Annotated in this window: 10 protein-coding genes and 1 tRNA gene; all 11 read left to right on the top strand. The window is 67.5% G+C overall.

The features are described 5' to 3' along the window. Window positions 1–95: 95 nt before the first annotated feature. Window positions 96–167, top strand: a tRNA-Gln gene (locus PGB26_RS11775). A gap of 208 nt (window positions 168–375) precedes the next feature. Further along, on the top strand, window positions 376–558 hold the full coding sequence (locus tag PGB26_RS11770) for a helix-turn-helix domain-containing protein (RefSeq protein WP_271637804.1): 183 nt from the start codon (window positions 376–378) through the stop codon (window positions 556–558). Then, window positions 551–1,756: a tyrosine-type recombinase/integrase gene (locus PGB26_RS11765; protein ID WP_271637803.1), complete on the top strand. Its 1,206-nt coding sequence runs from the start codon at window positions 551–553 to the stop codon at window positions 1,754–1,756. Before PGB26_RS11770 ends, PGB26_RS11765 begins: the two co-directional genes overlap by 8 nt. Before the next feature lie 783 nt (window positions 1,757–2,539). Next, window positions 2,540–6,007, top strand: a complete 3,468-nt coding sequence (gene mobF, locus PGB26_RS11760) for a MobF family relaxase (protein ID WP_271639658.1) — start codon at window positions 2,540–2,542, stop codon at window positions 6,005–6,007. Between the two features lie 141 nt (window positions 6,008–6,148). After that, complete coding sequence (locus tag PGB26_RS11755) at window positions 6,149–6,325, top strand: helix-turn-helix domain-containing protein (RefSeq protein ID WP_442922983.1); 177 nt, start codon at window positions 6,149–6,151, stop codon at window positions 6,323–6,325. 79 nt (window positions 6,326–6,404) lie between these two features. Further along, a complete protein-coding gene (locus PGB26_RS11750) occupies window positions 6,405–10,469 on the top strand; it encodes a protein kinase domain-containing protein (protein WP_271637799.1) in 4,065 nt (1,354 codons plus the stop codon). Then, complete coding sequence (gene pglX, locus PGB26_RS11745) at window positions 10,466–14,026, top strand: BREX-2 system adenine-specific DNA-methyltransferase PglX (RefSeq protein ID WP_271637798.1); 3,561 nt, start codon at window positions 10,466–10,468, stop codon at window positions 14,024–14,026. Before PGB26_RS11750 ends, pglX begins: the two co-directional genes overlap by 4 nt. After that, window positions 14,023–17,607, top strand: a complete 3,585-nt coding sequence (locus PGB26_RS11740) for a hypothetical protein (protein WP_271637797.1) — start codon at window positions 14,023–14,025, stop codon at window positions 17,605–17,607. The genes pglX and PGB26_RS11740 overlap by 4 nt, the downstream gene beginning before the upstream one ends. After that, a complete protein-coding gene (gene pglZ, locus PGB26_RS11735) occupies window positions 17,604–20,279 on the top strand; it encodes a BREX-2 system phosphatase PglZ (protein ID WP_271637795.1) in 2,676 nt (891 codons plus the stop codon). Before PGB26_RS11740 ends, pglZ begins: the two co-directional genes overlap by 4 nt. Beyond that, window positions 20,279–21,589: a BREX system ATP-binding protein BrxD gene (gene brxD / locus PGB26_RS11730; RefSeq protein WP_271637793.1), complete on the top strand. Its 1,311-nt coding sequence runs from the start codon at window positions 20,279–20,281 to the stop codon at window positions 21,587–21,589. The genes pglZ and brxD overlap by 1 nt, the downstream gene beginning before the upstream one ends. Next, window positions 21,537–23,684: a DEAD/DEAH box helicase gene (locus PGB26_RS11725; protein WP_271637792.1), complete on the top strand. Its 2,148-nt coding sequence runs from the start codon at window positions 21,537–21,539 to the stop codon at window positions 23,682–23,684. Before brxD ends, PGB26_RS11725 begins: the two co-directional genes overlap by 53 nt.

Here is a 23,684-nt window from a genome sequence, read left to right as displayed (position 1 = left end):
CCGGGGGCGCCACGCCCGGGCATCCGGCGCCGATTCGCCATCTGCACGCCGCTCGGGTAAGCTTGACTCTCGGTGCGAGGCTCCGGTTTCGCCCTTGGGGTATGGTGTAATTGGCAACACGGCTGATTCTGGTTCAGTTGTTCTTGGTTCGAGTCCAGGTACCCCAGCAACGAATCGCTAGAGTTCCCTAGGAAGTCCGGCTCCCTCCTCACTCCGTCAAATGGCGCGATTCGGCGTCTGGTGACCAGATTGGTGACCAGAAACCCCCATCGGGCGCGTTTCGTGGTCGTCTCTGCGGATGAGGTACGCACTCGCCCCCGCTCGTTTGCGTGGGTACGCGCTCCGCACCTGTCAGGCATGGAAGCTCATGTACGCATGGATGTCGAGCCCGCGTTCCTGACCCAGGCCGAGGTCGCCGTGCTGCTGGGCGTGCCCGAGCGCACGGTCGAAGGCTGGCGGCTCACGAAGTCGGGGCCGCCGTGGCTGAAGCTCGGCCGACACGTCAAGTACGACCGCGACGACGTGCTCGCGTGGGCGCGGGAGCAGCGTCATGGCTAGGCCGAAGATCGCCGCGGGCGCGGTCGGCCAGGTGCAGGTGACCCAGCTCGCGAACGGGAAGTGGCGGGCACGCGCCCGGATGCGCGACGACTCCGGGGAGCTGGTGCAACTCCGCGCCGAAGGCACCACCGAAGCTGAGGCCCGCGAGGAGCTAATGTCTCGCGCGAAGGCGCAGACGACGCACACGAAGGCCATCGTCACCGCCGCATCGACCATCCAGGAGGCGGCGGAGGCATGGCTGCCGACGGTGAGAGTGCGCGCCGAGAACGGCACCCTGTCGTGGTCGACGTACGAGAACTACGAGACCACCGTCCGTCTCACCCTCGTGCCTTTTTGTGGCGGCGTCACGCTGGAGGCGCTCACGGTCGGCCGCTGCGACCGGATCATCCAGAACCTCCTCGCCGACCGGGGCGTGTCCGCAGCGCGGAAGGCCCGCTCGGTGCTCTCGCTCATCTGCGGGTTCGCCGTGCGCGACGACGCGATCCCGACGAACCCGGTGCGCGACGTCACACGGCTGCCGACGCCGGAGAAGAAGACCGCGATGCTCACTCCGCAGCAGATCGAGGCCATCCGTGACCTCATGACCCACTGGCGCGAGACGGAGGGCACGGGGCCGCGCCCGAACTGGCGGGCGCTCGTGGACGGCATGGACATCATGCTCGGCACCTCCGCCCGCGTGGGGGAGTGCATCGGCCTGCGCCGCTGCGACGTGGACATGACCACCGCCCCGCCGACGATCCTGATCGACGGCACCGTGATCCAGAACAAGGCGCAGGGCATCCAGCGGAAGAACGCCCCGAAGCGCACCCGCCAACGTCGTCGCGTCGCCCTCCCCGCTCTTGCGGCCGACGCGGTGCGACGCCGACTCGCGCTTGCGGAGAAGGGGCTGGAGGCGTTGCTGTTCCCGACGAAGACCGGCAAGCCGATGAGCGTGTCGAACTACGAGCGTCTACTGCGCTCGTTCATCGACGACAACCGTGATGAGCTCGTGCGTCTCGGTGTTGACGTGGATGAGTACTCGACGCACATCTACCGGCGCACCACCGCGACTCTCGTGGAGCGCGCGGCGGGGCTCACGATCGCATCACGGCTGCTCGGGCACGCGAACGAGATGGTCACCCGCAACAGCTACGTCATCACGGCCGAGCAAGTCGACGTCGTCACCGCCGACATCCTCGACACGATCCTTGGGACATGAGGCATGCGGCTCGCCGGTCGGGCGGGAGGCGCCGCGTACCTTCTCACCGAAGCCTTGCGCCTGTGCGGGAGGAGAGGTAACGTACCTGCACCACAAGTCCATGAGCGTGCGGCGGCGGTGTGGAATCTCAACCACCGTAGGTCGGCCGGGGATGGCTGTGCCGGGTCGAGGCTCGGTGACGGGGGTGTCGATTCGGCACCCCCGGTGAAAGACCTCCGGTTGTGCCGAATCGGCACCACCGTGGTGGCGCAAATCTTGCACCACCACGAAGCCCGAGCCCCGGGATTGCAGGCGGTGTCAATTTGCCACCACCGTACGAGGACTCGGCCGTCCAGACTTTGGGAGGCCGGACGGTTCCGTCAATTTGGCGGCACCGTGGACGACGCGGATAAACGTGTTGGACGGCGCGCTCACGCCCTTCGCTGACGGTCCCGGAAAATTGCCGGGACCGTCGCATCGGACCCTGAAGCGGTCGCTTCCGCTTGTTCTGGCGTTGTGAACGACCGCTTCGCGCTGTCCGGTCATGCTTCCGGTCCGTGTCCGCAAACGGATGAGTTCCTGAGGTCGTCGTAGAGCTGCTCGGCTGCGCTGGTCGGCTCGACACGCCCGCGCGTTACCAGCGCGCCGCGACCATGTACGGCGCTCCAGGAACCATCGTCGCCACTCTGCCCCAACCGTCTCGACCGAGCGTCTGCGCCCCGGCGCAGGCGCTCGCACCACGCGCATCTCCTCAGATCATTCATGGACGTATGCCACCGCGGGTGGGGCGTGCGCACCTCCCTCATGAGACGACTCGTGAGGAGGCCCGGGGTGAAGGGCGGTGTGATTCTGTTCCGCGGTATCGGCGCGGCCGCGCGCCGATACCTGGAGTCGGACAGGTCGACCGCCGACGAGTACTACCTGGAGGGCGGCACCGCGCTCGCGGAGTTCACTGTCACCGACCCCGCGGGCGAGGTCATCGAGGCACGGACGCTCGACCCGGTGCAGTACGCCGCGTGGGTGGACTGGACGGACCCGATCATCGGCACATCGATGGGAACCCCGCGGGGCGCAGGCGAGGGCATGCGGGGTTCGCCCCGGTTCGCGGAGATGGTGATCAACGCCCCGAAGTCCCTCTCCATCGCCGCTGCCTTGCACCCGGAGGTCTCCGACGTGCTCGACGTCGCGCAACAGGATGCGGCGGCGGAGATCCGACGCTGGCTCGCCCAGCACTCGGTCACCCGGATCGGGCCTCGGAACGCGCGAGAGATTGTGCCGGTGCAGCAGTTACAGACCGTCGCCGTCACGCACAAGACCAGCCGTGCGGGTGACCCGCACCGGCACATCCACTTCCAGATCGGTACCCGCGTCTACGCCGCGGGGAAGTGGCGCGGCCTGGACACCGCGGCGCTGTTCAAGCAGCAGGGTGCGATTCGCGCCCTTGGCACCGCGATCATCGCCGCGCACCCGCGGCTTGCGGCCGTGCTCGACAAGCACGGTCTCACGCTCGACCCGGTGACGGGAGAGGTCGCAGAGTTGGAGCCGTTTAACGCGGCCCTGTCGAAGCGCGGTGCGCAGGTCGAACGCAATCTCGCCACCTTCGAGGCCGAGTGGGAAGCTGCGCATCCCGGCGAGGAACCGGGGCCGGTGGTGCGGGCGCGGCTGAAAGCGAAGGCGTGGGAGCACGAGCGTCCGGGGAAGAAGCCCACGGTGCTCGGCAGCGAGGCCGGTTGGCGTGCGGAGCTCGAAGACGCGGGCTACAGCCCGGATGCACCACGGGCGCACAGGCCTGCACCGGTTGCGCTCGACGAGCTGCGGATCGAGGAAGTCGCCTCTCGTGCACTTGACCGTGCGGCGGCGGGTGCATCGGCGTGGACGGCGCACACGCTGCGCGAGCACGTCACCCGCGTCACCACCGAGCACGGCGTGCAAGCCACACCCGAGGAGCTGCGAGAGTTCGTCCAACTGGCGACGCAGCTCGCGGCATCGGATTGCCTCTCCGTCCTCCCACCCGGTGCGCCGAAGCCGGAGCACGTCGCGCATCTGACATCGCTGCGCGTCGTCGCTGCGGAGGCGGAACTGCGCGACCTGGTCACCGCGCGCGCGGAGAAGTCCAACCAGCGCATCCCGGACGTCCACGAGCTCGGGGCGCAGGCGGGCCTGGATGACGACCAGGAGCGAGCGGCCGCAGTCGTCGCATCCGCCGACCCGCTCGTCGTGGTCGAAGGCGCCGCGGGGTCGGGTAAGACCACGATGCTCAAGACGGCCATCGAAGCCGCAGCAGCCGAGGGCCGCGGGATGCGGGTCGTCACGCCGACGAAGAAGGCCGCCGACGTCGCCGCGCAGGAACTCGGCATCCCGACCGACTCCGTGGCCGCGCTCGTCTATGCACACGGGTTCCGGTGGAACAGCGACGGTATGTGGACACGCCTGCGGCCCGGTGATGCCGATCCCGAAACCGGAAGCACCTACCGGGGGCCGGTGCATGAGGCGCATCTCGCGCGAGGTGAGCGGATCGTCGTCGACGAGGCAGGAATGCTCGACCAAGACTCCGCCCTCGCCCTGTTGCAGGTCGCGGACGAGGCCGGGGCGACTGTCGCGCTCGTCGGAGACCGGGCGCAGCTCCCCGCGGTCGGTCGCGGAGGCGTTCTCGACATCGCCGCCAAGCTCACCCCAGCAGTCGTCGATATGACGAGCCTGCACCGCTTCACCGACCCCGCCTATGCGGCGCTCACGCTCGAGCTGCGGCATGCCCGCAACCCCGTCGCGATCTTCGATCGACTGAACGAGTGTGGACTGATCGTCCTGCACGACACCGACCACGACGTGCGGGAGAACATTGCCAGGACGACGCACCCAGCGGATACGATCACCGCTGCGACAAACGACGAGGCCCGGTCGCTGAACGAACGCATCCGTGCCGAGCGGGTCGACCGCGGAGAGGTCGATGACGCGCGGACGGTGTTCGGCAGCGACGGCCTACCAATAGGTGTCGGGGACGTGATCCAGACCCGCCGCAACGAGTCCACGCTCGGCGTTGCCAACCGGCAGACCTGGACAGTGCAGCACGTCGGCGAAGACGGCGCGCTGAGCGTCGTCGAGACCGGCAACGGTCATAAGCAGCAGCGCACCGTAACCTTGCCCACGGAGTACGTGGCCGAAGACGCGCACCTGGCCTACGCGGTCACCGCGTACGGCGTCCAGGGCTCGACCGTGAACGCCGCACACACGTTGCTCTCCGACGCGCTTGATGCAGCAGGCGTCTATGTCGGCATGACCCGCGGGCGCGAGACGAACAGGCTGCACATCGTCGCCAGCGATCTCGCAGACGCGAAGCAGCAGTTCGTCGATGCGCTCGCCCGAGACCGCGCAGACCGCGGCCTGGAAGACGCCACCGAACGCGCCCGTGAGGCCGTCGCGGACCTCGTGGCAGACGGGCCGATGTCCATCGTGAGCGCGGAGCGCAACCGGATTGTCGAACGGATCGCGAAGGCTGACGCGGAGCGCGAGCGCTGGGTGTCAGCAGCCGCCAGATTGCGCGATCAGTCCGAGCGACATAAGGCCGAGTACGAGCCGCAGCGCGAACTGGCGGAAGCCGCCGACGCGAAGGCTGCTGCCGTGCTCGCGGACGTTGTGGAATCGCTGACACAGGAGGCAGTCGCGGATGGCGCCACGTTCCTGGCTGCGCAGCGGAACGCCATCGCGGCACGCCGGGCCAAGGAGAGCGCGTCTCGGTTCCGCAAGCGCTCTGCCACCCGCACCGCGAACAACGCCGACGCCCGGCGTGCGGAGACAGAGCGGGTTGTGCGCGGCCGGTGGCAGAGCGTCCCCGGCAGCGAGAGCAATCTGCCCGCGTGGTCCGAGTCAGTCGCCCAGCACGAAGCCGGCCACGTGCCCGCGGTCGTCGAAGCACGCGCGGAAGCCGCGCAGGCGCGCCAGATCGTCAGCGAGATCATCGCGAGGCAGTCGCGGGAGCACACGGCGCTGTACGAGCGCGTCCTCGGGAACTGGCGTCCGAGCGCGGTTGCCGCGCGGGTGAAGGCCCTGCGCGAGCAGGCGGCGCAGGAACGCCGCTACCTCGCCCAACTCGATGCACTTCTGCCGGATGAAGCGGTGAAGCTCGTCCACGAGCGTGCTGGCCAAGGCGAGGCTCGGCGCCTCGCCGCCGGGGAATCCCGCAGAGCGGCGCAAATGCGGGCGACGCGGCTCGATGCCCCGGCGTTTGAACGGAACGGAGGTCGCTCCCCACATCGCGACGGCCCGTCACTGTAGTCGCGGCGTGGGAGCTGAGCTGAGCTGAGTTGAGCGAGACCAAACCGGGAGAAACCGGTCAAAAAATGGTTCCGCCGATAGGCTCTGAGGTATGACTTCGATCGAACTCGTCAAGCCGGTGCCCTCGTGAGCGAGCCTTGGTTGTCTGCCGATGACATCGCCGCTCACCTGGGCGTCACTAAGGAGACGGTCTACGCCTGGATCGCCGACAAGGGGATGCCCGCTCACAAGGTGGGCCGCCTCTGGAAGTTCCAAGCGTCCGAGGTCGACGAGTGGGTGCGGGGCGGTGGCGCCGCACGCAAAGACGGAGAGATCTGACGCGGGCAAAACGGGTGGCGACGGAAGAACTTGAGCTTGTTGAAGGCTCTCGAAAGTGTGGACATGAAGGCGGGTGAGTATGCGAGCTGAATCTCCGCTGTGGCGAGTACTGGGCGAGCCTGCACAAGCGCAGGAAGCGGAGGCGCTGGAGAAGCTGCGCGAGCTGCTGCCGGATGACGGTGTCGCCCGCGCGTGGACGAATCTGACCTTCACCGACGGCGATGGGCGCCTCAATGAGGTCGACGCCCTGATTCTCACGAAGACCGGCCTGCTGCTCGTGGAGCTGAAGGGCTGGCACGGTGAGATCACGGGCGACCAGACGCGATGGCACCACGCTGGTCGGGTACATGACAACCCGCGGAAGCTCGCTAACGCGAAAGCGAAGCGCCTCGCGAGCGTGCTCAAGGATCTCGCTCGCACCGCCAACCTGCCGAACGGTGCAGTCCCGTTCGTGACCGAGGCGGTCGTGTTGCACGGTCGCGACTCGCAGGTTCGACTCGACCGGTTCGGCGCCGAGTCCGTCTGGGCACTCGACGGCTACAACGTGCGGGGGCTCGGGCAGGGAAAGAACCTCTCCGACTTGCTGTCTCGCGCTCCGCAGCGCACACCGATTGACCGCAACCAGGCCGCCGTCATTGACCGCCTCATGCAGGCGGCGGGCCTCATGCCGCGCCCCCGACAGCGGATGATCGGCCAGTACCCGCTGGACTCTGGTGAACCACTCGGGGAGGGACCCGGTTGGCAGGACTTCCTCGTTACGCACCCGCAGGCGAAGGTGAAGCGACGTATCCGGCTCTTCCCGTACCCGAAGGGCGCCGCCCGCGACGTCCAGCATGCGGTCGACATCCGCGCAAGGCGTGAGTTGCAGCTCACCTACGGGATGACGCACCCCGGCATCGTCGGACCGGCCGAGCTGCTCACGCCAGAGGAAGGTCCTGCGCTCGTCTTCGCATATGACCCCGACGAGGTGAGCCTCGCGGCATACCTGGAGACGAATGCGGATCGTTTGACCTTCGAGGACCGGGAGCGCCTCGTGCAGGACCTCGCCGAGCTGGTCCGGTTCGCTCACGGTCAGCGACTGACACACCGCGCGCTGTCGCCGCTCAGCGTGCGTGTGAGAGTGACGGAGGGGGTAGCACCGATCCTCCGCATCCGCGACTGGGACCTTGCCCGCCGCCCCGATGGCGGGACGACGACCTCGACCGAGATCTCGCGCGGTGTCACCGACGTGGTGGGTCAGGTCGAGCAGGAGGCCATCCTATATCTCGCTCCGGAGACACTTCGTGGGGCGACGCCAGCCTCCGCCCAGACCCTAGACGTGTACGGCGTTGGTGCGCTCGCTGCGCTCATCCTCACTGGCAAGCCCCCGGCCGCAAATGTCGCCGCCCTGCAAGAGCTTGTCAACTCCGACGCGGCGGGTATCGACCCTCGCGCAGTGATGCCCGAGCTTGCAGACGAGTACGCGAACGTGATCCTGGAGGCGACCGCCTTCCAGGAGGTGCTTCGCACACTCGACATTGGCGAATTCCTCTCCCAGTTCGAGGCTGCCCGCACGAGCGTGCGTCAACAGGTCCGCGGCGCCGAGCCGGAGGTAGCTCAGGTCGATCCGCTCGATGCCGCGGTCGGGGACATCGTGGGTGAGCGTTTCGAGATCATCAAACGGCGAGGCTCCGGCTCGACAGGTGTCGCACTGGAGGTCACGGACTACGATCGCGGATTCGAGCACGTCATCCTGAAGCTCGCCAAGGATGACGCGGCCGCTTCCCGGCTGAGCGTGGAAGCGGCGGTTCTCGGGCGGCTCGACCATTCGCGCATCGTGAAGCGGCTCGACGGCCCGCTCGCCGTTGGCACTCGGCAGGGACTCCTTATGTCGGACGCCGGGTTGGAGACGCTCGCCGACCGCATCCGACTGGAGGGCCGGGCGACGATCGAGCAGCTCGAGCGCTACGCCGCCGATCTCTTCGACGCCGTCGCACACCTCGAGGCGAATGGTGTTTTTCACCGCGATATCAAGCCGTCGAACCTCGCGGTGAAGCCGGACCCGGGCACGCGGAAGCCGCATCTGACGCTGTTCGATTTCTCCCTCGCCGAGGAGCCGTTGACGAACATCCGCTCCGGCTCACGACCATATCTCGACCCCTACCTCGGTCCGAGTCGGCCGCAATACGACAGCGCCGCCGAGCGCTTCGCGATCGCGGCGACGCTCTTCGAGTTGGCGACGGCCGACCCGATCTGGTGGGAGCAGGGTGATGCCCCGGCGTCGGGGAGCGACGCGCCGATCGTGCAGGCGGCCATGTTCGATCCGGCGATCGCCGAAGGCCTGGTTTCCTTCTTCCGCACCGCCCTGGCCCCGAAGTCGGCGGACCGACATCCGAGTCTCGACGCGATGCGGCAGGGGTGGACCGCCGCCCTCGCCGGCGCGAAGCCAGGGATCAATGTCGAGGCGAATCACGCGAAGGCGGCCGCCGCAACCGAGTCGACGCCGCTCCGCGACGCGGGGCTCAGTGCCCGCGCACTTTCCGCACTGGCGAGGCTCAAGGCGGAGACGGTCGGTGAGCTGCTCGGGGTCCCGCCGATGCAGATCAATCAGATCCGCGGGCTCGGCGAGCAGGTCCGCCGCGAGATCAGCGGCCGCATCCGCGAATGGCGCCATCGCTTCGCCGCGACAACGACTCAGCACGATGCGCCAATCGAGGCCGCTGGGCGCCGAGCGGTCGAGAAGTACATCGCGACGATCTCTGCGAAGCCGGAAGAGACCTCGGAGGACCGCTACAAGCGGCTGAGGAAGAACCAGACGCTGCAGGGCGTCACCGCCGATGTGACCCGCTGGCTCCGCGAGTTGGGGAACCTGGCGACCCTCGACGAGCTGGCCCGTCGACTGCTACGCGAGTACGGTTCGACGCTGAATGATCCGCAGCGCACCGAGGCGGCGATCGCGCTCACCCGCGCAGTGCTCGAACTCGACAGCCGCTCGCGGGAGCCGCTGTTCGTCTTCCAGGCGACGAAGGACCGGTCGAAGACCGCGATCGCCTACGCGCCCGAGGACGAGTCGGGGCTGACCTTCGATGAGGCGGAGGAACACCTGGATGCGCTGCTGCACTTCGGCGATGTCATCGATCAGGTTCTCGCCGACCAGGACGTCGTGTCGGGCCCGCGCCTGCGCGAGGCGCTGCTCGACTCGGGGGCGCCGCCGCTGCGACTCCCCGAGCCGCGACTCGTCCAGCTCGCTGTGGGGCTGTCTGCCACAGGCCGCCTGTCATTGATGGGCGAGGCATATCGCACCGACCTTGACCCGGCTCGCGCCGTCGAGATGGCACTCCGCGGGGCGCCAACCCGAGAGCTTGCCATGCAGACGATCGAGCAGCGGGTCCGAGCGAGGTTTCCAGATGTGCCATCGATCCCGGCGCGGCCTGCGCTGGACGCCCCGGTCCGGGCCGCCATGCCGCACCTCGAGTGGCAGGAGACTGTCAGCAAGTACGTGACGCGCGCGATCGACACGATGTCGCTCACGTACACGAACTCCGCGACGACTTGGGGCCGCTCTGCGGGGGACCCGGCCATCGCAGCGAAGCTCACCGGGTCGATCCGCGACCGAGCGGCGCTGACGCTCGTGGTGCCGAGGAACCAGGGCATCACCGCGCCGGCGGCACGCCTCGCACGCGAGTACGGACTTGAGGTGGTTGACCTCGCCGACGTCGCCCTCGACGCGTTGAAGGCGACGGCGAGTGCGAAGCGGGTGGACTGGCCCACGGTGCTGAAGGCGGATGGCGAGCCGGCGGAGTCCCGCGGAAGGGTAAACTTGCAGCGGCTCGCCCGCGAGGCGATTACCCCTGCCTGGGCGGAACAGCTCGCGAGTCCCGAACCGACGATCTTCCTCAATGCCGCCGTTCTGGCTCGCTTCGGACTCGTCGACCTCATTGCCGGCGTCACCGACCTCGCCACGCCTCGCCCGGCCGCGCGGTGGTTCCTGCTGCCGCGACCGCTGAGCGGCAGTACGCCGGATCTCGACGGCACCCCGATGCCGTTCGGAGCCGACGGCTGGCTCGAGCTGAGCCTCGACGCAACTCCGGTGGTTGAGCCTGTCGAAACCACCAGCCCACAGACTTCAGCCAACATGCTTTCCCGGAAGGCCCCATCCAAGTGATCGATTCCGCTCTGCTCCTCTCCGACCTCAAGCGGGTTCTCAAGTCGCTCGAGGCTGATCTCAAGGTCCGCGCCGAGGACTCATCGACCGACTGGGGTCGTCGGCTGCGCGACGAGTACGACCGGGCGAAGGCGAAGGAGCGCACGGGTCTGGCGTGGATCGACTGGCGCGACGGTGAGGTGTCGCAGGCGGCCGTCGCGTGGATCATCGCCACGGTTTTCATCCGGTTTGCGGAGGACAACGGTCTGCTCGCCGGTGCGGAACTGGACGGGCGCCGCGTGTCGCTGCCGTGGATCGCCGCGCCTAGCGACGGTCTGGAGCGGGCGGTCGAGAACGAGACCGCGTTCTATGCGGCATCCCCGACGATGACCAGCCGCGACTGGCTGCACCAGGCGTTCCGCACGCTGGCGGCGTTGCCTGCAGGCAAGCCGCTGGTCGATCCGGATCACTCGCCGGTGTGGCATGCGCCGATCTCGGCGACCGCGTCGGATGCGCTGCTCGAATTCTTCCGGCGAACGACGCCGGATGGTGCGCTCGTGCACGACTTCAGCGACCCGGAGCTCGGCACCCGCTTCCTCGGCGACCTCTATCAGGACCTCTCCGAATACGCGAAGAAGACCTACGCGCTGTTGCAGACGCCGGTCTTCGTCGAGGAGTTCATCCTCGATCTCACACTCACCCCGGCGATCGCCGAGTTCGGTCTGACGGGGCTGAAGCTCATCGACCCAACCTGCGGTTCGGGGCATTTCCTGCTCGGGGCCTTCGAGCGGCTCGTTGCCAGTTGGGCGGAAGCTGCCCCTGCGGAGGACAGGCGTGCCAGGGTGCAGAAGGCCCTCGACTCGATCCACGGCGTGGACCTCAATCCTTTCGCCATCGCGATCTCACGCTTCCGCCTCACGGTCGCTGCGCTCAGGGCGTCTGGTCTCAAGTCACTCGTCGAGGCTCCCGCGTTCCATTACCACCTTGCGATCGGTGACTCGTTGCTCGGCAGCGTGAACCCGAACGCGGGCCTCGAGCTCGGGGATGACGAGTATTTCGAGTACGACGCGGAGGACCTCACCGAGTACGCCGACATCCTGAAGTCGGGTCAGTACCACGTCGTCGTCGGGAACCCGCCGTACATCCAGCCGCCGGACGCCAAGCTGCGCGACACGTACCGCGCGCTCTACCCGACTTGTCACCGGAAGTATGCGCTTACGGTCCCGTTCATGGAGCTACTATTCCGCCTGGCGAAGCGGCCAAACGGTGGTAGTGCGGGATACGTGGGGCAGATCACCTCGAACTCGTTCATGAAGCGTGAGTTCGGCAAGAAGCTCATCGAGCAGTTCCTGTCTGGGAACTTCACTGGGATGTCGCCCGACTACGTCGATCTCACCCACATTATCGACACTTCCGGCGCATACATCCCCGGTCACGGCACCCCGACGGTAATCCTTGCCGGGCGCCCGCGGAAGCCGCAACTCGATACAGTGGTGGCCGTTCTTGGTGTCCGGGGGGAGCCGCAGCAGCCGTCGGACCCGGCTGATGGGCTTGTCTGGCGTGACATCGTCGATCACGTCGACCGCCAGGGATATGAGGGGCCGTATGTGACCATTTCCGACGTTCCCCGATCAACGTTCGCGTCCTTCCCCTGGTCACTTTCCGGTGGAGGTGCCGGGGACCTTAAGGAGCGGTTGGAAGAGGACCGCCGTCAGCTCGGCAATGTCGTGGAAAGCATGGGCTTTGGAGCGATAACTGGTCTCGACGACTTCCATGTCCGGGACGCCCTGACCGGATCTGCAGCATGGGAATCAGTGCCGACGTTGCCGTATGTCGAAGGAGAAGCGGTTCGGGACTGGGGGATCCAGCGTCACCGCGTCGTACTGAATCCATATGGGCCCGGGATGCCTCGCAGTGAGAGTGCCACCTACTGGCCGTATAGACACTCACTTGATGCCGTGCTCTACTTCGGTGCGACGCCTACGATGCGCGGTCAGTGGTGGGGCGAGTTTGCCTTCGCAAACCCGGGTCGCCTTTCTTCGACCCGGCTCATTGCTCTCGCATTCGTGGCAACGCACAATCACTTCGTCTTGACTCATCAGCAAGCAGTTCTTAACAAGTCCGCACCGGTGATCAAGCTGCCCGAGGGTGCGACCGAGGACGACCACTACGACCTGCTCGGCGTGCTCAACTCCTCCGTCGCCTGCTTCTGGCTCAAGCAGGTAAGCCACAACAAGGGAGGACCGGGTGGCGGCAGTAGTAAGGACGAGAAGTGGCGCGACTTCTACGAGTTCACAGCAACGAAACTTGAGCACTTTCCGTTGCCCGATGCCAGTCTTGGCGCGTATGCCCAACGTCTCGATCAACTCGCGAATGAGTCCGCCCTCTTGCTCAAACATGCGTTGGGATCCAGCGAACGTCTGGGTACGGCATTGCAGGTCGCCGGGGAACGCTGGGTCGAGATCCGCCGTGAGATGATCGCCGTGCAGGAGGAGCTCGACTGGGCGACATATCGGGTATACGGGCTCACTGACTTGGAACCGCTGGACCCTGCCGAAATCACGTTCAGCCTGGGTGTTGGCGAGCGTCCCGTCGAGATCGCACTGGCGCGCCAGGTGAAGTCCGGCCAGATTTCAACGCGATGGTTTGATGAATTTGCGGAAATCGTCACGACCGAGGTGCCTGACTTCGAGGACGCTGAATATCGGCAACTTGTCAACCGGCGCCTCGTTGAAATTGAGACAAACGCACAGGTGCGACTCCTTGAGACTCCCGATTTCAAACGCAAGTGGGAGACGATTGGCTGGGCCCGAATGGTGTCCGCTGCCACACATCAGGCGCTGCTCGACCGGCTGGAAGCACCCGAGCTGTGGCGGGACGGGCGCGGCGTGCCGCTCGTGCGTTCCGCCGCGCAGGTCGCAGACGACCTGCGCCGCGACGATGCCTTCCGCGAGCTGCTCACCATCCACCTCGGCACCCAGGATTACGACCTCACGCACGAGGTCGGCAAACTCCTGGCAGGCGAGGCCGTCCCTGGGCTCGCGGCGCTGCGCTACAAGGCGTCCGGGATCGAGAAGTTCCGCGCTTGGGAGCACACCTGGGAGCTCCAGCGCGCCGAGGACCGCGGCGAGCGAGTCGACATCGCGGTACCACCGAAATACGTCAAGGGTGACTTCCTCAAGGACTCATACTGGACGGCGCGCGGCAAGCTCGACGTGCCGAAGGAGCGGTTCATTTCTTACCCCGGTTCGCGCCTTCGCGAAGACACCACCGAGCTGTATGGCTGGACCGGTTGGGACCACGCAGAGCGGGGCCAGGCGGTCGCCCGACTCGCCAACGAGCTCAGTCGTGCCGCGGCCTCCGACGAGCAGATCATCCCCCTTGTTGGGGTGCTGCTCGAGCTCGAACCATGGCTGAAACAATGGCACGATGAAATCGACGCCCGTTCGGGCGTCAGCCCGGCCACCGCAATCGCCGGAGCCACCACGACGCTGCTCGCACGCCTCGGCGTCGGGCGCGACCAGGTCGCCGCCTGGCGACCACCAGCATCCAAGCGCGGGAGGAGGAGCGCATCATGACCGACCTCACCACACCCCTGCGCGACCTCATCCACATTCCCGAACGCGTCGAGGCCGCCGACTTCGTCATCAAGCTCGACGAAGGCGTCGCCCGGCATGAGCAGACGATCAAGGACTATGTCGTCACTGACGCCATCGCCAGGGCCGTCGCCGAAGGGCTCGACCTCGTCGCCGGATCGCTGAGCGGCCAGAAATCGCAGGGCGCATTCCTCGACGGCTCCTTCGGCTCCGGCAAGTCGCACTACATGGCGGTGCTCCACCTGCTGCTCTCCGGCAACGTCACCGCCCGCCAGATCCCTGGGCTGGAGGCCGTCGTCGCAGCGCGCACCAGCACGCTCGACAAGCGGCTTCTCGTGCTCGACTACAACCTGCTCGGCGCACGGTCCTTCGAAGACGCGATCTTCAGCGGATACCTCGACCACGTCGCCGCCCATCACCCCGACGTCACGGCGCCCGTGCTTCACGCGAGTGACGGGCTGATCTCCGACGCACGAGCGCTGCGCGAAGCAATGGGTGACGACGCGTTCTTTGCTCGGCTCGGCGGTGGCGACAGCGGCTGGGGCGACCTCGACGGTGCCTGGAATGCCGCTGCCTTCGAGGCCGCCGCTGCCGAGTCGCCCGGGCACCCCGATAGGGACCGCCTCGTCGCCGACCTTCGGGATGCCTACTTCCAGGCGGCAGTGCGCGCCTCCGAGTGGCTCCCCATGAAGGACGGGCTGCGCGCCCTCACCGGGCACGCGAAATCGCTCGGCTACCAGGGTCTCGTCTTCCTCATCGACGAAGTCGTGCTCTGGCTCGGCCAGCACCTCGGCGACCAGAGCTGGGTGCAGGGTGAGATCGAGAAGGTTGTCCAGCTCGGCGAGAACGCCGCAGCGAATCTGCCCATCCCCATCACCTCCTTCCTCGCCCGCCAGCGCGCGCTGAGCGACTTCCTCGGCTCCCACGTCGCCGGTGCGCAGCGCGTCGCTCAGGGGCAGCTTTTCCAGTATTGGGAGGACCGCTTCTCGAAGATCCGCCTGCAGGCTGCCGACCTGCCCAAGATCGTCAAGCAGCGCCTCCTGAGCCCCGTCTCGGCCGAGGCTGCCGCCACCCTGGAGACTGCGGTCGCCGAGGTGAAACGCGACTATGCCGCCTGGGGATACTTGCTCTCGGATGAGGCAAACTCCGACGAGAAGGCATTCGCGAACGTTTACCCGTTCTCGCCCGCGCTCGTCGACACGATGGTCGCGCTCTCCAGCCTCATGCAGCGCGAGCGCACCGCCCTCAAGCTCATGGCCGAGCTGCTCAGTGAGGGCCGCGACAGCCTGCTCGCCCGCGACGTCATCCCCGTCGGCGACCTCTACGCGCCCGTCGTGCTCGGCGGCTCGCAGCCACTCACCGACGACATGAAGCAGCACTTCGCGATCTCCGCCCGCTTCTACCGGACCAAGATGCAGCCCTACCTGCTCCGTAAGCATGGGCTCACCGAGGACCAGCTCGCCACCTTGCCCCGCACCCACCCGTACGTCACCGAGGATCGACTCGCGAAGACCGTACTCATCGCCGCGCTGGCCCCCCAGGCGAAGTCGCTGGCGAACCTCACAGCCGCGAAACTCGCCGCCCTCAACTGGGGCACCATCGACGCCTTCATCCCCGGGAGCGAGGCGGAAGACGTGCTCGCCCGTGCGCGGGCCTGGGCGAGCGAGTTCGGCGAGATCAGCATCGGCGACGGCGCCGACCCGATCATCACCGCTACCCTCAGCGGCGTCGACTACGACTCGATCCTCGACCGGGTGCGGACCGAGGATAACCAGCAGACCCGGCGCGAGCTCGTCCGCAAACTCATCGCCGATGAGCTCGGCCTGCCGCCGGACAACCTCGTCGGCCGCACCCTCGACCACGTCTGGCGGGGACACAAGCGCACCGTCACCGTGAAGTTCGGCAACGTACGCGACGACGCCGACGTGCTCGACAGCGACCTCGTCCACAGCGATCCCGAGTGGCGCGTCGTCATCGATTTCCCCTACGACTCCGGCAATCACAGCCCCGCCGACGATGTCGCACGGCTCCGCAAGTTGCGTGAAGGCGGACGGTCGGCGAACACGATCGCGTGGATCCCGAACTTCCTCTCCGACGCCCGGCAGAAAGACCTCGGCGACCTCGTCATCCTCGAGTACCTGCTCACCGGCAGCCGCTTCGACCAGAACGCCGACCATCTGCCACTGTCTGACCGGGGGCCCGCTCGGCAGACGCTCGAATCGCGCCGCCGCACCCTCCGAGACGTGCTGACCGCCGCGCTCCGCCAGGCATATGGTGTGAACGCCGCCGATGAGTCGAACGTCGGCAGCGACCTCGCTGGCAATGAGATCTTCGGCGCCCTCGCTGCCGGGCTCACCATCCCGCCGCCCGCGACCGGCAACCTCCTCACCGGCCTCAAGCACGCGCTCGACACGGCCTGGACCAACGAGTTCCCCGAGCACCCTGACCTCGGCACGGAAGAGGTCCGACCGGCCCGGCTCATTGAGGCCGTCACGCTTGCGACCCAGACCATCGAAGGCGGTGGCCGTCGTCAGGGCCTCAGTGCCGGCGAGCAGCGCGTTGCGCGCGAGATCATCACCCCGCTCGGTCTCGGTGTACTCAACGAGAACGTGCTTGTCGTCGATAACGCGCACTTCAAGTGGGGCGCGAACCTTGCCCGCTGGGAAGGCGAGCTCGGTGCAGGCTGCACTGTCGGCGCCCTTCGAGCCAAGCTCGCGCCGTGGGGCATGACGACCGCGATGCAGGATGCGATCCTCATCGTCTGGTCGCTGCTCGACAATCGCGAGTTGGGTGGCGGCGCCGCGCCCCAGGTCGGCAGTATCCCGGACGGCGCTACCCCCCGTCGCGCCAACCTGCCCGACGCCGGTGACTGGGATATTGCCATGGACCGCGCGGGAGCGATCTTCGGTGTTCCACCGGAGACGAACCTCACCCCGCGCTCCGTCGCCCGCTGGGGTGGCGCACTCCGCAGCCAGGCGAACAACTCCAAGGTCGCCGACCTCCTCACCGCACTCGAAGCACACGCGGCCGTGCTCGGCATCGACCCGGCCGCCCCGACCGGCAGACTCGCCACAGCCCGACGAGTCGCTGAGGTGGTCCGCGCCATCAGCAGCGCCCGCGAGGACAAGGCCCTCGTTGAGACCGTCGCCACCTTCGACCTGCCCGACGTGCTCACCCCACACGGCAGCGCGCACGGCAGCGCTGAGCGACTCGCGCGCGAGCTGGGTGGACTCGACTGGGGCATCATCGAGGCCGCGAAGTCTCGAGCCGACGCCGGATTCGAGGCTTCACTGGCTTCGCTTCAGGAAGCAGCCAGGCTCGATGAATCTGTGATGCCGCTGGAGCCGCGATTGAAGGACGTCGCCGCGAAGGCGCGCGCGCTCGTGGTGCAGGCTCCGCCCGCACCCACGCCTCGGCCCGCCCCCTCGTCACACAGGACACACACACGCAGGGCCGCCGTCGCTGACCTCGACGTCGTGCTGCAGCAGCTCCAAGCCGAGATCGAATCCGAGGCTGGGGAGAGCGGGACGGTCACGATCACCTGGCAGGTCGACGAGCCGTGACCGCACCGAAGGCGACGGAAGCGGCGCTGCGGGACCACCTCGCGGCGTGGCTTGGCGCGTCCCGGCGACGTGCGCGCACTCTCCTCGTCCGGGCACAGCCGTCGTGGTCCGGTCCGAGCATGCTCGATATCGACGGGCGGACCGTCCGTATCGTGGAGGGAGTCTCCGGACTCGCTGCCCTCGACGCGATGCGCTCTGCGGCCGACGGTGAGTTCGTCGCGGTGCTCACCGACCTCGACGAGGCTGCGCTCGGCACCGCCGTCGTGCTCGACGCTGAGCATCGCAAGCTCACCGACCTCGACGAGTGGAGTTCAGTCCCGGCCTTGTTCGGTGCTCGAGACACCAGTGTTCCTCGTCCCGTGCGGGAGCTCGGGCCGTGGGTTCCGCGGCTACTCGGCACGTTGCGCCATGATCGCGGTTACCCGGCTGCGCCCGGTGGGAATCTGTCAGCCGACCATGTGGTGCGCTCGATCCTCGTCGCGCTACTCGGCCTCGAACGGCCCGAATACCTCGACATCGCCGACGCACTCACGCCACTCGATGACCTGACAGTCCGGGCCAGACTCACCGAGCTAGACGCGGAAGCTCGTAACGCCTTGATTCGCGCCGTCGGCGTACATATCGACCAGCACCTCGCCATGGCGCTGCGCGCTGCCGTTGCACCCGAGCGCATCTCCGTCGTCGCCGTCGGCCTCGTCGCGGCGGAGTTGTGGTCCGCCGGGAGCGTGGCACCGGACGCAACCACCGCTGCAGCGCGGGTGCGCGCCGAACACTATGTGGGTCCTTCGCCGAGCGCAGCGGCCGCCACACGATTCGGCGCAGCTGCCCAGCTCATCACCCGTCGATGGCTCGCCAGCGGAGATCATCACGCCCGGGACGCTTTCGATCAGGCCGAAGCGCTGTGCACCGACCTCGGGTGGAGTGAAGGCGCCGCCTCGTCCGCCTTCCTGCCCGCCGGTCTCCGCGCGCGCGTGCAGCGTCTCGCTGAGGCCATCGAGTCTGCTGCCGCCGCCCACAGCGCTGCCGCGTCCCGTGCCGTTGATGCCGCACTCGACGCCGTCGAAGCGCATGGTGCTAAGTCGTTGTTCGACCGCTCTCTGCCGACCGCCCGGATGGCCGCTCGTCTCGTCCGGTGGCTGGCCTCGGAGGAAGGCACGGCGGCCACGCTAGATGCTGCCGTCCGCGAATACGCCTCGGACGCCGCCTGGGCAGAGCGTGCACTTGGCGATCTCTGGGATGGCGACTCCGACCGCGGCCTCGCCACCGCATACAAGGCTCTCGCCCACGCGGTGCAGACCCGTCGCCGACGAGCCGACGCAGCTGCCGCCACGAAGCTGAGCGGTGCTGTCGTCATGGGCGATATGGTGACGCCGGTCGAGCGTCTGCTCGCCGACCTCGTCGTGCCACTGTCCGCACGCGAGCGCGTCCTGCTCATCGTCCTCGATGGTATGAGCGCTCCGGCCGCGGTCGAGCTCGGCGCCGAACTGGCCGCGACCGAGTGGACTGAACTCGTTCGCGCCGACCGACGCCGCGGTGCAGCGTTGGCTGCCCTTCCGACGGTCACCGAGTACTCGCGCACCTCACTCTTCGCCGGAGAGCTCACCGCAGGCAATCAGCAGCACGAGAAGTCAAGATTTGCCGCCGCGGTGAACGGCATCGTGTTCCACAAGGATGACCTCCGATCCGAGGCTGGCTACGCGCTCCCTCCGGCGGTTGCCGACGCGATCAGCGATCCGAGCAGGAAGATCGTGGCCGCGGTGTTGAACACCATCGACGACGCCCTCGCGAGTGCTGACGTCGACGCGCTGCGATGGACGCTTCGATCCGTGGCGAACCTCGAAGCGCTGCTCGCCGCTGCTCACACCGCTGGACGGATTGTTATCCTCACCTCCGACCACGGACACATCGTCGAGCGGGGGAGCGAGCTCCGCAACGTGCCGGAATCCTCGGCGCGGTGGAGGGTTCCCACCTCTGGCCCTGTCCAGGCGGACGAGGTCGAAGTGAGCGGGCCGCGCGTGCTCGCGCCCGGCGGGACGGCCATCCTCGCGGTCTCAGACGGCATCCGGTATGCCTCGAAAAAGGCTGGCTATCACGGCGGCGCCTCGCTTGCCGAGCTGACGATCCCGATCCTCGTGCTCAAGCCTCGCGGCACCGATGACCCGTCGGGTTGGTTTGAGGCCCCACCCCAAGAGCCGACCTGGTGGAACGAGCCGAACCGCAGTGACGTGCCGCCGGCCCAACCGGTCGCGGCCGCGCCGAAGCCGAAGCCGAGGACGAAGGTCGCCAAGGCGCCGAGCCAAGCAGAGCCGACCCTCTTCGATCCCGAGCCGGAGATCGTGGAAGCTGCACCCACCGCGGTGAGCCTCGGAGGCAAGCTCATCGCCAGCAGCATCTATCGCGGTCGCCGCAACCTCGCCGGGCGCCACCCCGTCGAGGACAGCGTCGTCGGGACCATCATCGACACGCTGGCTGCGGGCGGCGGGCGCGCCCACCGCGACACCCTCGCCGTTCAGCTCGGCGTTGCGGCGTATGCGTTCGATGGTGTGCTCACCGCGCTCCGCCGGGTGCTCAACGTCGACGGCTACCCCGTCCTTGATCGTGACGCCGACGGTGTGACCGTCCTCCTCGACGTGCCGCTGCTGCGCGAGCAGTTCGAACTCGGGGGCGCGTGATGGTCGACATCAGTCCACGCCGCCGCCGCGAGATCATCGACGCCCTCCGGCGCGGGACCGTGCCCCAGCGCGGCCTCGACGTTATGGCGGTCGGCCTGGAGCGCTTCCAGGAGTCGCTGCTCGCTGAACTTGATGTCACGGCCGACGGTGGGGCTGTCTTCAAAGCAGTCCGCGGCGAGTACGGGGCTGGCAAGACATTCTTCGCCAGGTGGCTCACCGAAACGGCGAAGCAGCGCGGTTTCGCGACCGCCGAGGTGCAGATCTCCGAGACCGAGACCCCGCTGCACCGGCTCGAGACTGTCTACCGGCGCATCACCGAGAGCCTTGCCACCGAGGCAATCGGCCCGAGTGCATTCCGCGACATCATCGACGGCTGGTTCCGCGTGCTCGAAGAAGACGCCATCGCGGCCGGAGCCGATCCGGCCGACCCCGCAGCGGTCGCGACTCGTACCGATGCACTGCTGGAACAGCGGCTCGCCGCCGTCAGCCGCACGGCACCCGCCTTCGCTGCCGCGTTGCGCGGGTACCACGGCGCAGTTCGCGCGGGCGACACCCCAACTGCAGACGGCCTCGTCGCGTGGCTCGGCGGGCAGCCCTCGGTCGCCGCCAGCGTGCGACGAGTCGCCGGGGTCCGCGGCGACATCGACCACTTCGCTGCGTTCGGATTCCTACAGGGCCTGCTCGCCGTGCTCCGCGATTCCGACTACCAGGGGCTCGTGTTGGTGCTCGACGAGGTCGAGACGCTGCAACGTGTCCGCAGCGATGTTCGCGAGAAGTCGCTGAACGCACTCCGCCAGCTCCTCGATGAGATCGATGCCGGGCGATTCCCGGGACTGTATGTCCTCATCACCGGCACACCCGCTTTCTACGACGGCACCCAGGGCGTCCAGCGCCTGCCTCCGCTCGCCGCCCGAATCGGGGTCGACTTCTCCGGCGACCCGCGGTGGGACAATCCGCGTGCGCCCCAGGTGCGACTGCTTGGCTTCCAGCAGGAGAGTCTCATCGAGCTCGGTCAACGCATCCGCGACATCTATGCGACCGGCAGCCCCGCCGCAGAACGGATCATGACGCTCGTCCCTGGCGACTACCTCGTCGCGTTCGCGGCTGGGGTCGCAGGGCAGCTCGGGGGACGAGTCGGGATCGCCCCGCGGGTCTTCCTGCGGAAGCTCGTCGACCTGCTTGACAAGATCGAGCAGTTCCCCGACTTCATACCTGACGCGGCCGGTACGGTCCGTATCGCCGCGCGCGAGCTCAACGATGACGAACGCGCCGCAGTCGGCGGCCTCGACGCGATCCAGCTCGATGTCTGAGGCGTCCGGTCTCGCCCCGGCGCTGGAGTATCACGTCGCGAACACACTCGGCTGGCCCGATCTCCGCCCGCTGCAGAAGGCGGCCGTGCAACCCGTCGTCTCCGGCGCGGACTGCCTGCTCATCGCGCCAACCGCCGGTGGCAAGACCGAGGCCGCGTCGTTCCCGATCCTCACCCGAATGGTCGTCGAAGGCTGGAGCGGCCTCTCCGTCATCTACGTCGCGCCGCTGAAGGCACTGCTCAACAACCTGTTGCCGCGCCTCGAGCAGTACACCGCATGGCTCGGACGGCGCGTGGCGCTCTGGCACGGCGACGTCGGGGAGAGCGCGCGGCGCGCGATCCTCAGCGAACCCCCGGACATCCTGCTCACCACCCCCGAATCCTTGGAGGCGATGCTCGTCTCCCGGCGGGTCGACCACCGGCTGCTGTTCCGCGGACTGCGCTCGGTCGTCGCCGATGAGATCCATTCCTTCGCCGCCGGTGATCGAGGGTGGCACCTGGTGGCCGTGCTCGAACGCATTCAGCGACTTGCCGAGCACCGCATCCAGCGGGTCGGCCTGTCCGCCACCCTCGGGAACCCCGAAGATGTGCTCGCCTGGTATCAGGGATCCAACGTTGCTACCGGCGTTGTCGCGCAGGTGGTTGCAGCCGGTGACCCGCCCGCTGCACCGGAGCTCGTGCTCGACTATGTCGGTACGCTGGAGAACGCTTCCACGGTCATCTCGCAACTCCACGCCGGTGAGAAGCGACTCGTCTTCTGCGAATCGCGGAAGCAGGCGGAGGAGCTTGCCTTCGAGCTGCGCGGTCATGGCATCACGACCTTCATCTCGCACTCCTCGTTGTCGCTCGACGAGCGGCGCCAGAGCGAGCGAGCTTTTGCCGAGGCTCGGGACTGCGTCATCGTGTCGACGTCCACGCTCGAACTCGGCATCGACATCGGTGACCTCGACCGGATGATCCAACTCGACTCGCCGCGGTCGGTCGGGTCCTTCTTGCAGCGCCTCGGTCGCACCGGCCGTCGGCCTGGCACGGCCCGCAACGCGCTGTTCCTCACCACCGATTACGACACGTTTCTGCGGGCTGCGGGCCTGCTGCACCTGTGGGGAGGCGGCTTCGTCGAGCCAGTAGTACCGCCGCCCTCGCCGCGGCATCTCGCGGCGCAGCAGTTCCTCGCACTCGCGCTGCAGGAAGGCCGCTTCGCGCGCGCGACCTGGCACGAGTGGTGGGCCGGCAGCCCGGTGATGGAAGACGGCTTGGAGGTGCTTGAGTACCTCGTCGGCAATGAGTTTCTTGTCGAGGACGGCGGGTGGCTTTTCATCGGTCGCGCCGCCGAGAAGAACTTCGGCGGTCGTCACTTCATGGACCTCCTCAGCACGTTCATCGCGGACCTCGAACTTGCCGTGTTGCACGGTCGCAAGGAGATCGGAGGCGTCACGCCCCTATCGCTCAGCCAGCCGGTGATCCGCGGCGAGAAACCGATTCTGCTTGCCGGCAATGCTTGGCGAGTTGTCGCGATCGACTGGGAGCGACACCGCGTCGACGTCGAGCCGGAGGTCGACCGCGGCCGCGTGCGCTGGTCGTCAGAGCCGCTGCCTGAGTCCTACGAGATGGTGCGCGCCCGACGTGACGTCATGCTCGGTGCCGACCCGCCGGTGCAACTCACCGAGAGGGCCGTGAGGACCCTCATCGCAGCGAGAGAAATGTGGGAATCCCGCGTCGACAGTGCGGGCCCCGTCCTCACTCGGGGCGCGAACGAGATTACGTTCTGGAGCATGGGCGGGCTCCGGGCGCATGAGACCCTGGCGGCGGCCCTTCCCATTGAGTTCGAAACGCGCTCCACCAACGAGTACATGCGCTTTACTGCTGCCTTCGATGTAAACAGCATGCGTGCTGTCCTTCTGGACGGTGTGGTCCCTTACATCGCCCCGCAAGCTGTCGAGGGGCTGAAGTTTTCCGTTGCCCTGCCGGCGGACCTGGCTCGCGCGACGCTCGCCGAACGATTCGTCGATGAGGAGCATGCGGCTGGTCTTGCGGCTGCGACTATTGTGATGCGTGCAGATGCAGTGCAGGAAGAGCGCGTGGCCCGAGATGGATAA

It is taken from the genome of Microbacterium sp. nov. GSS16, from assembly GCF_028198145.1.
Lineage (GTDB): Bacteria > Actinomycetota > Actinomycetes > Actinomycetales > Microbacteriaceae > Microbacterium.
This window is presented reverse-complemented; position numbering and strand designations above follow the sequence as displayed.